This is a genomic window from Longimicrobiales bacterium, from assembly GCA_035764935.1.
GTDB lineage: Bacteria > Gemmatimonadota > Gemmatimonadetes > Longimicrobiales > RSA9 > DASTYK01.
On the sequence record DASTYK010000188.1, the window covers coordinates 13,536 to 26,222 of the forward strand.

A 12,687-nucleotide genomic window follows, 5' to 3' on the forward strand; every position below is an offset into this window, starting at 1 on the left:
ATGTGCAACCGCTCGACTGGATGATCGTCGCGGCGTACTTCCTCGTGTCCGCCGCCATCGGCCTCGCCTACACGCGGCGCGCAGGAAAGAACGTCTCCGAGTTCTTCGTCTCCGGCCGCTCGCTGCCATGGTGGCTCGCCGGAACGTCCATGGTCGCCACGACGTTCGCTGCGGATACGCCGCTGGCCGTGGCCGGCATGGTCGGCAGCAACGGCGTCGCGGGGAACTGGCTGTGGTGGAACATGGTGATGAGCGGCATGCTCACGGTGTTCTTCTACGCGCACCTGTGGCGCCGCGCCGGCGTGCTCACCGACGTCGAGTTCACCGAGATCCGCTACAGCGGCAAGCCCGCGGCGATCCTGCGCGCCTTCCGCGCGCTCTACATGGCCCTGCCGATCAACCTGATCATCATCGGCTGGGTCAACCTCGCGATGCTCAAGATCCTCGAGGTCGTGATCGGCATCGACCCGGTGCCGGCGTTCATCCTCATGTTCGTCGTGACGATGCTGTACTCCGCGCTCGCAGGGTTGTGGGGCGTGGTCGTCACCGACTTCGTGCAGTTCTTCATCGCCATGGCGGGCTCCATTGCGCTCGCGATCTTCGCGGTCAACGCGGTCGGCGGCATCGACGGACTCGTCGCGCGCCTGCCGGAGCACTACGGCTCCGCGGAAGCGGCCCTTTCGATCCTGCCGCAGCGCGACTCCGCCTGGATGCCGATCACTGCGTTCCTCGCCTACCTCGGCGTGCAGTGGTGGGCGACCTCGTACCCAGGGTCGGAGCCGGGCGGCGGCGGCTACGTCGCGCAGCGCATCTTCAGCTCGCGCACGGAGCGCGACGGCGTGCTTGCGACGCTCTGGTTCAACGTCGCGCACTTCGCGCTGCGGCCGTGGCCGTGGATCCTCACCGCGCTCGCAGTCGTGCTGCTGTATCCGGGGGAAGAGCCGGCGACGGCGTACCTGCGGAGCGTCGTGGACCTGCTGCCGACGGGCCTCAAGGGACTCATGGTCGCGGCATTCGCTGCCGCATACATGTCGACCATCGCGACGCAGCTCAACTGGGGCGCGTCGTACCTGATCAACGACCTGTACCTGCGTTTCGTCGAGCCGGACGCGCCGGACAGGAAGGTCGTGCGCTTCTCGCGGCTCGCCACGGCCGTCATCTTCCTGCTCTCGGCGCTGGTCACGTACTGGCTGCACCGCGCCGGCTCCATCGAAGGCGCCTGGCGCATCATCATCGCGATCGGCGCGGGCACCGGGCTCGTCTACATCCTCCGCTGGTACTGGTGGCGCATCAGCGCGTGGAGCGAGATCTCGGCGATGGGCGCCGCACTCGTCACGTTCATCGTGCTCACCGTGTTCGGCGTCTTCGACCCGACCGACGTCCTGGAGGGCGCGTACCTGATGCTGACGACCACGGTCGTCACGACGATCGTGTGGGTCGCGGTCACGCTGCTCACGCCGCCGACCCCGGACGAGACACTGGACGCGTTCTATGAGCGCGTGCGGCCAGGCGGCGCAGGCTGGCGCCACGTCGCGCAGCGGCTCGGCCATGGCGACGAGCCGATCGCCGGCGGCGCACTGAGCTGGGTGAACTGGATTGCGGGCGTCGTGAGCGTCTACGCGACGTTGTTCGGCTCTGGCCGGCTGCTCTTCGGCTCCTACGTCCCGGCGCTCCTCTGGCTCGGCCTCGCAGGACTCTGCTTCTGGTGGATCAGCCGCTCGCTCCGAGAGTCGGGAATCGCGCGCGAGCCCGCGGAAGTCCACACCAGCAGGGTCGGCTGATCGATGCATCCGGCATTCACGACACTCGACATCGTTGTCCTCGTCGCCTACATCCTGGGCGTCACGGCTCTCGGCACCTGGCTCGGCCGCCGCCAGACGGGCGCCCGCGACTACTTCCTGGCGGGGCACGGGATCCCCTGGTGGGCGATCTGCTTTTCCGTCGTCGCGACCGAGACCAGCGCGCTCACGTTCATCTCGGCACCCGCCACGTCCTATACGAGCGACTTCTGGTTCCTGCAGCTCGTGCTCGGCTACCTGGTCGGACGTATCCTGGTGGCCACCGTGCTGTTGCCGCGCTACTTCAAGGGGCAGCTCGAGACTGCGTACGCCCTGCTCGGTGACCGCTTCGGCGCACGCACGCGCCGCTTCACCTCGATCATCTTCATGGTGACGCGGGCATTCGCTGACAGCATCCGCGTGTTTGCAGCGGCGATTCCGATCCAGCTCGTGACCGGCATGAGCTACACGCAGTCCATCATCATCGCCGGCATCTTCACGGTCATCTATACGTACCACGGCGGGCTCAAGGCGGTGGTCTGGGTGGACGTCGTGCAGATGTTCCTGTACGTGCTCGGCGGCGTGGCCGCACTGGTCGTGCTGGCAGGCCTGGTCCCTGGCGGAATCGGCGGGATCGTGGACGCCGGCATGGCCGCGGACAAGTTCCGCATCATCCATCTCGAGGGCGGGTTCGCGAGCGCGCGCTGGCTGCTGACCGGGCTCGTCGGCGGCGCCTTCCTTTCCATGGCGTCGCACGGTGTCGACCACATCATCGTGCAGCGGCTGCTCGCGTCGAAGAACCTGCGGGACGCGCAGAAGGCGGTCGTCGGCAGTGGTGTGCTCGTGGTCCTGCAGTTCGCGCTGTTCCTGTTCGTCGGCGTCGGACTGTTCGCCTACTACGGCGGTCGCGAGTTCGGCACGCCAGACGAGATCTTCCCGCTGTTCATCGTGGAAGGCCTGCCGCCCGGCCTGTCCGGCCTGATCGTCGCCGGCATCCTCGCTGCCATGATGTCCACGGTGTCCTCGTCGCTGAATTCGCTTGCGTCCGCGACCACGCATGACATCTATGCGCCGCTCACGGGCAACCGCGACGAGGAGCACCTGATGCGCATGGGCAAGCGCTTCACCCTGCTCTGGGCCGCGATCCTCATCGGCGGCGCGCTCCTGTTCCAGCTCGTGCAGCAGGGCACGCCAATCGTGGTGATCGCGCTGCAGATCGCATCCTTCACGTATGGCGGCCTGCTGGGCGGCTTCCTGCTCGCCGTGCTCTCGAAGCGTGCGGGCGAGCGCGACGCGATTCTCGGCATCAGCGTCGCCATCGCGCTGCTGTTCCTGCTCTGGGCGGCGCAGCAGTTCGAGCTGATCCCCCGGCTGGTCGATCCGCTCTGGTTCTCGCTGCTCGGCTCGATCATCGTGCTCGTCGTCGGTGGCATCAGTGCAGCCCGACGGCCTGACACGATCCATGCAGGAGCTTCATCGCATGAGGGGTGAGCGGTTCATCGTCGGCATCGACGGCGGCGCGACCCACACCACCGCCGTCGTCATCGACGAGGATGGAAACGAGCGGGCCCGACTCGAGGGTGGCCCCGGCATCGTGAACCCCGCCGATCCGTCGGCCTGCGTCGGACGGCTCGCGGTGCTTGCGCGCAGCGCCATCGCTGCCGCTGACACGTTCGCGCCGGTGCACGCGCTCTGCTGTGCCCTCGCGGGAGCCGGTCGTGCCGAGCTGCGCGAGATCGTGCGCGCCGAGCTGGTCCGCGAGCAGGTCGCACGTCACGTGACGATCACCACGGACGCGGAGGCTGCACTGGCCGACGCGTTCGGCGAGGAGCCCGGGATCCTGCTGATCGCGGGGACCGGCTCGATCGCATGGGGCCGGGCCGAGGACGGCCGGCTCATCCGGTGTGGCGGCTGGGGCGCGCTGCTCGGCGACGAGGGGAGCGGCTACGGCCTGGGTCTCGGCGCACTGCGCTCGGCAGCGCGCGCTGCGGATGGCCGGGGTCCGTCGACCGACCTGCACGAGGCGATCATCGCGGAGCTCGGCCTCGACCGGCCGCAGGCACTGATCGAGTGGGCTGCACGCGCCGGCAAGGAGCAGGTCGCGGCGCTCGCGCCGCTGGTGCTGCGCCAGGCGGATGCCGGTGACGAGGCCGCCGTCGCTCTGCGCGACGACGCGGCGCATGCCCTGGCCGAGCATGTCGTGGTGCTGCACGAGCGGCTGGCGCCGTGGAAGACGGCACCCGAGCTGGCACTGGCAGGAGGCCTCGCTCGGCCGGGCGGACCGTTGCGGGCCGCGATCTGCGCTGCACTGGAGCAAACCGGACTCGAGTACCGCCTGCACGAGCGGACGATCGACGCCGCGCGCGGCGCCACCCGCCTCGCGCGTGTTCCGCTCGGCGCGTAGTATCCGCGCCATGAATCGCTTCGCACCCGTCAACGAACAGATGGACGAGATTCGCCGCGACGCGGTGGAGCTCGTCCCCGAGGAAGACCTCGCCCGCAAGCTCGAGCGCAGCGCACGCGACGGACGCCCGCTCCGCGTGAAGCAGGGCTTCGATCCGACTCGCCCCGACCTGCACATCGGCCACGCCGTGTCGATGCGCAAGCTGCGGACGTTCCAGGAGCTCGGACACGACGTCATCTTCGTCGTCGGCGACTACACCGCGCGCGTCGGTGACCCGACGGGCCGCAGTGAAACGCGACCGCGCCTTTCGCCCGAGGAGATCGACGACAACGCGAAGACGTACGCCGCGCAGGCCGGACAGATCCTGGACGTTTCGCGCGTGCGCATCGAGTACAACTCGCGCTGGCTCGCACCGCTCGATCTCGCCGCAATCCTCGAGCTGACCGCGACGTACACGGTCGCACGGATGCTCGAGCGCGACGACTTCGCGAAGCGCTATGCCGAGGGACGCGCGATCTCTGTCATGGAGTTCCTCTACCCGCTCATGCAGGCGTACGACTCCGTCGCGCTCCAGGCCGACGTCGAGCTCGGCGGGACCGACCAGAAGTTCAACCTGCTCGTCGGGCGCACCGTACAGGAGCGATATGGCCAGGAGCCGCAGGTCTGCCTGATCATGCCCCTCCTGCGCGGCACCGACGGCGAGCAGAAGATGTCCAAGTCGTACGGCAACTACATCGGCATCAGCGAGCCGGCCCAGGAGATGTTCGGCAAGACCATGTCCGTGCCGGACTCATTGCTGGAGGAATGGATCCGCCTGGCCGGTGCATGGCAGGGCAGGGAGCTGGAGCAGGCGCTCTCGGACGCGGCATCGAACCCGTACCGGGCCAAGCGTGCCCTCGGCCGACGCATCGTGTCCCTCTATCACGATGAGGCGGCCGCCGACGCTGCCGAGGCGCACTTCGACCGACTGTTCCGTGAGCACGCAGCGCCCGACGAAATGCCCGAGGTGACACTCCGGCTGACGGAGCCCAGCCTGCGCGTGCAGGACGGAAGTGCCTGGCTCCCCGGCCTGCTGGTGGCCGCGGGCCTCGCCGGCTCCAACAGCGAGGCGATTCGGCTGATCGGGCAGGGCGCCGTAAGTGTCGATGGCGCAAAGACCAGTGACCGCAACGGCAGGGTCGCGGCGGCCGCCGGCGCTTCGGCGGTGCTGCAGCGGGGGAAGCGCCACTTCGTCAGAGTGCATTTTCAGGCGTGAGCCAGAATCGGCTGGACAGAGGAGCGGCGTCGGGAGCCAACCCGGCAGGCGCCCTGGGATCTGTCCGCCAGTGCCCCGAATCCCCTCAACAACCCTCTTTCGCGTCGCGAAGTCGCGGTTTAGCTTGGCCGTGTCACTCTCAGCTTGGGATGAACCGTAGGCGGCGAGGGCTCACCGGCGCGCAACCGGGGTCGAATCCCCTGACCAGAGCCATCCGCCAGCCGCAACATCGGTAGTCAGTACCAGGCGTTCCAGTCGCACCAGCAGCACCCAGCATCAGCAGCTTCGGCCGACCGCGTCGGCCGTAACTGAGTCGTTGCCGCGCACATGGACGTGCCTTCCATCGAACGTTCGTTCGGATCGGTGGGGCACGCACTGTATTGCGTGGCGGCGGCATACACCTCACCAAGGAGGGTTGTGTGATTTCGCTCAGAAGCGCACTCACCTGCCTGGCTGCAGGGCTGCTGACGGCATTGCCGGCAGCGGCGCAGCAGACCGGGTCCGTCACGGGAACGGTCACCAGTGCGGGGACCGGGGAGCCGCTCGCCGGCGTCCAGGTCAGCATCGAGGGGACGGGGCTGGGTACGCTGACGCAGGCCAACGGCCGGTACCTGATTCTGCAGGTCCCTGCGGGGCAGCAGACGGTGCGGGCCGACCTGATCGGCTACGGAACGGTGACGCAGACGGTGACCGTCACGGCGGGACAGGGGACCACAGTGAACCTGCGGATGGAGTCCGAGGCGATCGCGATGAGCGAGATCGTGGTGACGGGTGTCGCGGGAGCGACGCAGCGCACCAAGCTCCCGTTCGAGGTCGCGCAGGTCAACTTCGAGGACCTGCCGGTGCCGACACCGAACCCGGCGAGCTCGCTGCAGGGCAAAGTGTCGGGTGTGACGGTCGTGCAGGGCAGCGGCCGACCGGGCTCGGCGCCCTCGATCCTGCTGCGCGGCCCGACGTCGCTGAATGCGAGCGGTCGCGACCAGGAGCCGCTGTACATCGTGGACGGCGTGATCCTGGGCTCGAGCCTGGTTGACATGTCGGCCCTGGACATCGAGAGCGTGGAGGTGGTCAAGGGTGCTGCGGCGGCGTCGATGTACGGGTCGCGTGCGGCGAACGGCGTCGTGCAGATCCGCACCAAGCGCGGTCGCAACATGATGGACAACGACGTGCGCTACACGGTTCGAAGTGAGTTCGGCCGCTCCGCGCTGGCCAGCATTCCCGACCAGCTGCTCACGCGCTCTCACCAGTATGAGGTCACCAACGGCCAGTTCGTGAACAGCAGCAACGGCCAGCCATGCGACTGGCTCGCGTGCACGTCACCGCGGCTGGCGGGCCAGTGGGCGGCGCCGGGTCAGGCGCGCACTGCGTGGAACACGGTGCAGGCGGTGCCTTGGCCGGGCACGACCTACAACCAGGTCGACCGTTTCTTCGAAGAGGGCAATTTCATGCAGCATTACCTGTCCGCGGAGGGGCGGACGGGTGCCACCAACTTCCACGTCTCGGTGAGCAACCTTCAGGACGAAGGCGTCATGCCGGGCATGGAGGGGTTCGATCGCACGAACCTGCGCGTGAACGTGGACCAGGCGGTGATGGAGCAGCTGCAGGTCCAGGCGAGCGCGTTCTACAGCACGTCGGACCAGGGCCAGTTCCCCGAGTCGCAGGGCAACCCGCTCTTCGACCTGACCCGCATGCCGGCGGGTGTGGATCTGATGTCGGAGGATCCCGATGCGCCGGGAGAGATCGTGCTGCTCGTCGACCCGACGAACAACGAGAGCCCGAATCCGCTGTACCAGATGTTCAACCGCAAGTACTCGGAGGGGCACAGTCGTTTCCTGGGGTCGCTGAACGCGCGATTCAGCCCGATCTCCTGGTTCGACATCGATGCCAATGCGAGCTACGACCGGCGTGATCTCGATCAGCGCGACTACTATCCGAAGGGCTACCGCACGATCAACTCGTCGGCCTCGCTGAACGAGGGCAACCTCTGGGAGTTCCGCCGGCGCGATGATGCGATCAACGCGAGCCTGACGGGTACCTTCCGACTGAATCTCACGGATGGGATCACGAACCGAACCCAGCTGCGCTACCTCTATGAGGCGCAGGACCGGAGCCAGGTCGAATCGGGAGGATCGCAGTTCGCGGTTCGCGATGTGCCGACGCTGGACAACCTGGACCAGTCTACGCTCAGCAGCGGATCCTACGAGAACACGATCCGCGCCGACGGCTATTTCGTCATCACGAACTTCGACATTTTCGACAAGTACGTGATCGACGGCCTGGTCCGCAACGACGGCAGCTCACTGTTCGGCGAGGACGAGCGTCGGCAGTGGTACTACCGTGTGGCGGGTGCCTGGCGCCTGTCGCAGGAGCCCTGGTTCTCCATTCCCGGCATTGACGAGTTCAAGCTGCGCTACTCGCTCGGTACCGCCGGTGGCCGTCCGAACTTCGAGGCGCAGTACGAGACGTTCAGCGTCTCCGGTGGCTTCGTACGTCCGGTGACTCTGGGTAACACGCTGCTCAAGCCGGAGCATACGACGGAGCACGAGGCCGGCATCGATGCCAGCTTCTTCGACAACCGGATCGGCCTTGGCCTGACATACGCCAACGCCAGCACCGAGGACCTGATCCTGCCCGTGCCGCTGGCGGCGTACACAGGCTACCAGACACAGTGGCAGAACGCTGGCACCATTCAAAGCAAGACGTGGGAAGTCACGCTCGATGCGCGCCTGCTGAACCGTGACAACGTGAACTGGTCGGCGAAGCTGCTGTTCGACCGCACCCGCTCGGACATCACCGAGCTGAACGTGCCCGTTTTCCAGTATGGCGTCGGTGGCCAGGGACTGGGCTCGGTGTTCTACGCGCGGCCCGGCGAGGAGATCGGCACGTTCTACGGAACGCACTATGCGACGAGCTGCGCGGACCTGCCGACCGGCATGAGCTGCGACGGCTTCGCCGTGAACGACGATGGTTTGCTGGTGTGGGTTGGTGCCAGCGGGCTCGACGACCCGCAGTGGGGCACGGACTCGGACGTGACGATCCGCAACGCCAGGGTCAAGTGGGGTACGCCGTTCGCCGGTGAGTGCACGGACCGCTCGACGGGTCAGCGCACGCTGTTCTGCCCCGTCGGCAACAGCATGCCGGACTGGAACGCGGCGCTTTCCACCAACTTCAGTTTCAAGGGCATCGGCCTGTACGCCCTGCTCGGACACTCGCACGGCTTCGATGTCTACAACCAGCCGCTGCAGTGGGGCACCTTCAAGCGCTACTCGGGCATCATGGACCAGACCGGCGTGCCGGAGGCGCAGCAGAAGCCGATCGGCTACTACGACGCGATGTACGGGGTGAGCGGACTCCAGCCGAGCAACCTGTTCGTGGAGGACGCGACGTTCACGAAGCTGCGCGAGGTATCGGTCAGCTACCGCTTCTCGAGCGATATGCTGAGCGGCGTTCCAGGCCTGAGCCGCTTCAACTCGATCGGGATCAGCCTGACCGGCCGCAACCTCTACACATGGACGGACTACCGCGGGTTCGATCCGGAAGTCGGCAAGGGTGGTGGCGAGACGGGCTCTGCCGCGCTCGCGCGCGTGGAGGGCTTCCAGTACCCGAACTTCCGCACGTTCACCGCAGCCATCGACGTGGTCTTCTAAGGAGCCGATACTGATGAGACATCTTCACCGGAAGCTTGCCGTCGGTGCGCTGCTCCTGGCAGGAACTGCAGCCTGCGCCGACCTGGACGTGGCGAACCCGAACGACGCGAACCAGGAGCGTGCGCTCTCGAGCGCTGGCGACGTCGTGTCGCTGATCTCCAGCAGCTATAACTCCTGGTTCACTGGTAACTACTCCTACGATGGACCGGGGCTGTTCCTCAGCAATGCCTCGTTCCAGCACACGGCGCCGTGGGCGAACGGAGGTATGGAGTTCTATGGCCGTATCCCCCGCCAGGCCACGGCCAATGACCCGGCACATCCCGAGTACCTGCACCTTACGTCGGCCTGGTATCAGTCCTACCGCGCGATCGCGGGTGCCTCGGAGGGGCTGCGCTCCCTGGAGGACCCGGCGATCGCAGAAGAACTGTCAGCGACCGAGATCGTGCGTGCGCAGGCGTTCGGCAAGTTCGTTCTCGCCAATGCGCACGCAACGCTGGCCATCCTCTTCGACAACGGCTTCATCGTCGATGAGACGGTCGCGGTATTCGACGAGCAGGGCTTCCCGATCCCTCTGCCTGCGGTGAGCTACCAGGAAATGCTCGACGCAGCTCTGGGCTACTTCGATCAAGCGATCGCGCTTGCCGAGGCCAACGAGTTCGAGATTCCGACGAGCTGGCTGCAGGCTGCAGGGCTGACGTCAGAAGACCTGGCGCTGATCTCGCATTCCTTCAAGGCTCGCTACCGGGCGGCAGTTGCCCGTACACCCGAGGAACGCGCTGCAGTGGACTGGACGGCCGTGATTGCCGACGTCCGGGCCGGAATCACCGAAGATTTCTCGATGGACATGGATGCGAACAACGGCTGGTACCAGGAGATGCTGGACTACGGCACGTCCAGCGGCTGGTCCCAGTCACCGTATTTCATCTACGGCATGGCTGACCAGTCCGGCAATTACCAGGCGTGGCTGGACCTGCCGCTCTCTGCAAAGGACGTGAATCTGCCGAACGGTGATCCCGTTCTCATTATCACGCCCGACCTGCGCTTCCCGCAGGGTACCACGCTGGAGGAGCAGCAGGACAGCTCTGGCATCTACTTCAAGACGCCGACGAACATTGCCAATGTGCATGCCCGCCCGGATCGTGGCACCTGGCGCTGGTCCTATTACAAGGACTACCGGCACGATCTGTACAACGCGTGGTCGGATTTCACACACAACGAGATCGACTACAACGAGATGCGTCTGCTGGAGGCGGAGGGACTCTACCGGCAGGGTCAGCTGCAGGCGGCGGCCGACCTCATCAACGTGACGCGCGTTGCTGCCGGCCTTAACGCGACCGACGCGGCGGGCACGAATACGAGCTGTGTGCCACGCCTGCCGGATGAGACCTGCGGCGATCTGTTCGAGATGCTCAAGTGGGAGAAGCGACTCGAAGTCGTCTTCGAGGGCCTGCTCGGCGCGCCGTGGTACTTCGACAGCCGCGGGTGGGGTGATCTGTGGATCGGTACGCCCTTGCAGTTCCCCGTCCCGTGCAAGGAAGTCCAGGTGCTTTCGCTGCCGGAGTGCAACTCCTACGGCGGGCTCGGTGGGGAGATGGGTTCACCGGGAAGCAACTACGACTGGCCGCACGAAGGAGCATAGGCAGAAACGAGTCGAGGGGGCGCTTCGGCGCCCCCTCACTCGTAACAGCGGTTCTCGTGACCTGCGTCCGGCCCGGGGCAACCAGGGCTCAGGCCAGGTACACCGAGAGGAGCGGTGCAGCAGGCTCGATCAGACCCTGGACCGGCGGTTCCTCGTCCTCATCAGGATTCGGCTGCGGCATGCGCGGCTCGGTCGGACTGGAGCACGCCGCGGCCGCGAGAACGCCGGACAGGAAGAGAAGGCGGATCGATTTCATCGCGCGACACTCCTGAAGGGTGACCAACGCTGAAATATAACGTGCGGCTGGCGGCCAGCGTAACCGTGATCTCAGCTCGCCGGCTCCAGCTCTCCGCACGCCACAACCGAGGCACCGTCCAGGACTCGTGCTGCAAATGCGCGGCCGTGCCGCAGCATGCCGGGCAGCGTGTTTTCCTGCACGGCGGAGCCCGAGGCATCCGTCTCGAGGGCCGGGTACGAAGCGGCTCCGCCTACCAGGGCCCCTTCGTGGGCGCAGGTGTCTTCATTGATCCGCCAGGCGTAGCTGGCATCCGGCTGGGCACCTGCAATCTGGATGGATACTTCCGTGCGGCCGAACTGGGAAAGCACGGCCACGTTCCCGCTGACCTCGCTGCCGACGATCCTGCCTTCCCACGGGTAGATCTCGGGCTCCGTACCGGTCACGCATCCGCAAAAGACGACTACGGCCGCAGGAATCAGTCGAACGTGGTTGATCGTCATGTCCCTCGAGGGAATCCGTGCATGAGAGCCGTTGCTTCTCAAGTCTGGACACAGCAGGCGGGGTCGCGCAAGATTTTCCCCTGCGGTGCATACCACTCTGCGATAAGGCGGAGGTAGAGCATGCGACGTAGCAAGCTGGTGCAGGCACCGATCTGTACACTTGCCGGGATTCTGCTGCTGCCCGGCACCTCGATGGCCCAGTCCGTGGCGGCAGTCGATGGGCCTGCCTTCGGCGTCGGCTACGCCGCGAATGCGCCGGAGCTGCTCGCGGGCGCCGCCGCCTGGTTCGTCGTCCCGGCGCTTGGCGGCATCGGCCTGTACGCCGACGCGAAGTTCGACGTCGACAGTCCGGCGCGCGGCGACACGTACGAAGCCGACCTGACCGCCGCCGAGGTCGACAGCGAACTGGGCGACGAGTATCGAGACAGCGAAGGTAGCTGGCGCAGCTTCAATATCGCTGTCGTTCGACCGGTCACGCCCTCCCTCATGCTGTACGCGGGTGGCGGCTACGCACGCGAAACGATGTACCGCCAGTACGTCGACGCGACCGGCTCGCGGGGGCTGGGCGGCGTCTACTGGGTGCGCTCTCCCGACGAGAATGGGAGCAGCGTCAACTTCCTGGCGGGTATGTTCCTCCGGCTCGGCCGCCACCTGAACGCGCAGTTCGGGCTGGACAGCGCTCCTCGCGGCTTCGGTGTCGGGATGTCGCTGGTGTTCGATTGAGCGCCGCCACCGTTCTTAACAGTACTCTGCAGCACATCCTCGAACTGGAGCACCGATCATGCGAAGGAACGTACCGCGCCTTGCAGCCGTCTGCCTCTTCCTGTGCGTGGCAGCGCTCACGGCATGCACGAGCGCGACGAGATCTGATGAAGGCGCCTCGCGCCAGGACGTCCTCACGCGCGAGCAGATCATGGGAGTCTCGGGCGTGAGCTCACTGTATGAGGTCGTGCAGCGCCTGCGTCCGCGCTGGCTGGAGGCGCGCGGAGGCGAACGCAGCTTCGGCCTGTCCACCGAGATCGTCGTGTACCAGAACCAGTCGTTCCTGGGAGGTCTGGGAACACTCGAGCAGCTGTCGCCCGACATGGCGTACCAGCTGCGCTGGCTGGATGGAGCGACCGCGTCGGCTACACTGCCGGGCCTCGGCTCCCGTCACGTGGCGGGTGCGATCGTGATCAGTACCAGTCCGCCGGACAACGAGTAGGTGCAGCGCGGGTGGCGCGGGC

At 66.5% G+C, this 12,687-nt stretch carries 10 protein-coding genes; 8 read left to right on the plus strand and 2 right to left on the minus strand.

Annotated elements, in window-relative coordinates:
- Positions 1–2 precede the first annotated feature (2 nt).
- From VFU06_16805 to VFU06_16830, 6 genes are all read left to right on the plus strand, one after another.
- Positions 3–1,781: a sodium:solute symporter family protein gene (locus VFU06_16805; protein HEU5211059.1), complete on the plus strand. Its 1,779-nt coding sequence runs from the start codon at positions 3–5 to the stop codon at positions 1,779–1,781.
- A 3-nt stretch (positions 1,782–1,784) separates the two neighbouring features.
- Positions 1,785–3,269: a sodium:solute symporter gene (locus VFU06_16810; GenBank protein HEU5211060.1), complete on the plus strand. Its 1,485-nt coding sequence runs from the start codon at positions 1,785–1,787 to the stop codon at positions 3,267–3,269.
- A complete protein-coding gene (locus VFU06_16815; GenBank protein HEU5211061.1) occupies positions 3,259–4,182 on the plus strand; it encodes a BadF/BadG/BcrA/BcrD ATPase family protein in 924 nt (307 codons plus the stop codon). Before VFU06_16810 ends, VFU06_16815 begins: the two co-directional genes overlap by 11 nt.
- 10 nt (positions 4,183–4,192) lie before the next feature.
- Positions 4,193–5,437, plus strand: coding sequence for a tyrosine--tRNA ligase (gene tyrS, locus VFU06_16820; GenBank protein ID HEU5211062.1), 1,245 nt, complete (start codon positions 4,193–4,195; stop codon positions 5,435–5,437).
- Between the two features lie 419 nt (positions 5,438–5,856).
- Positions 5,857–9,084 carry a SusC/RagA family TonB-linked outer membrane protein gene (locus VFU06_16825; protein ID HEU5211063.1) on the plus strand — a complete coding sequence of 1,076 codons (3,228 nt, stop codon included), beginning with the start codon at positions 5,857–5,859 and terminating at the stop codon, positions 9,082–9,084.
- Positions 9,085–9,097: 13 nt separating this feature from the next.
- Complete coding sequence (locus tag VFU06_16830; protein HEU5211064.1) at positions 9,098–10,723, plus strand: hypothetical protein; 1,626 nt, start codon at positions 9,098–9,100, stop codon at positions 10,721–10,723.
- 88 nt (positions 10,724–10,811) lie between these two features.
- On the opposite strand, the gene VFU06_16835 is transcribed toward VFU06_16830, so the two are convergent.
- Positions 10,812–10,979 (minus strand): hypothetical protein, encoded by a 168-nt coding sequence (locus VFU06_16835; GenBank protein HEU5211065.1) that lies wholly within the window; start codon positions 10,977–10,979, stop codon positions 10,812–10,814.
- Between the two features lie 71 nt (positions 10,980–11,050).
- Positions 11,051–11,461, minus strand: coding sequence for a hypothetical protein (locus VFU06_16840; protein ID HEU5211066.1), 411 nt, complete (start codon positions 11,459–11,461; stop codon positions 11,051–11,053).
- Between the two features lie 120 nt (positions 11,462–11,581).
- On the opposite strand from VFU06_16840, the gene VFU06_16845 reads away from it, so the two are divergent.
- A complete protein-coding gene (locus VFU06_16845; GenBank protein ID HEU5211067.1) occupies positions 11,582–12,184 on the plus strand; it encodes a hypothetical protein in 603 nt (200 codons plus the stop codon).
- Positions 12,185–12,242: 58 nt separating this feature from the next.
- On the plus strand, positions 12,243–12,665 hold the full coding sequence (locus VFU06_16850) for a hypothetical protein (GenBank protein HEU5211068.1): 423 nt from the start codon (positions 12,243–12,245) through the stop codon (positions 12,663–12,665).
- The last annotated feature ends 22 nt before the right edge of the window (positions 12,666–12,687 follow it).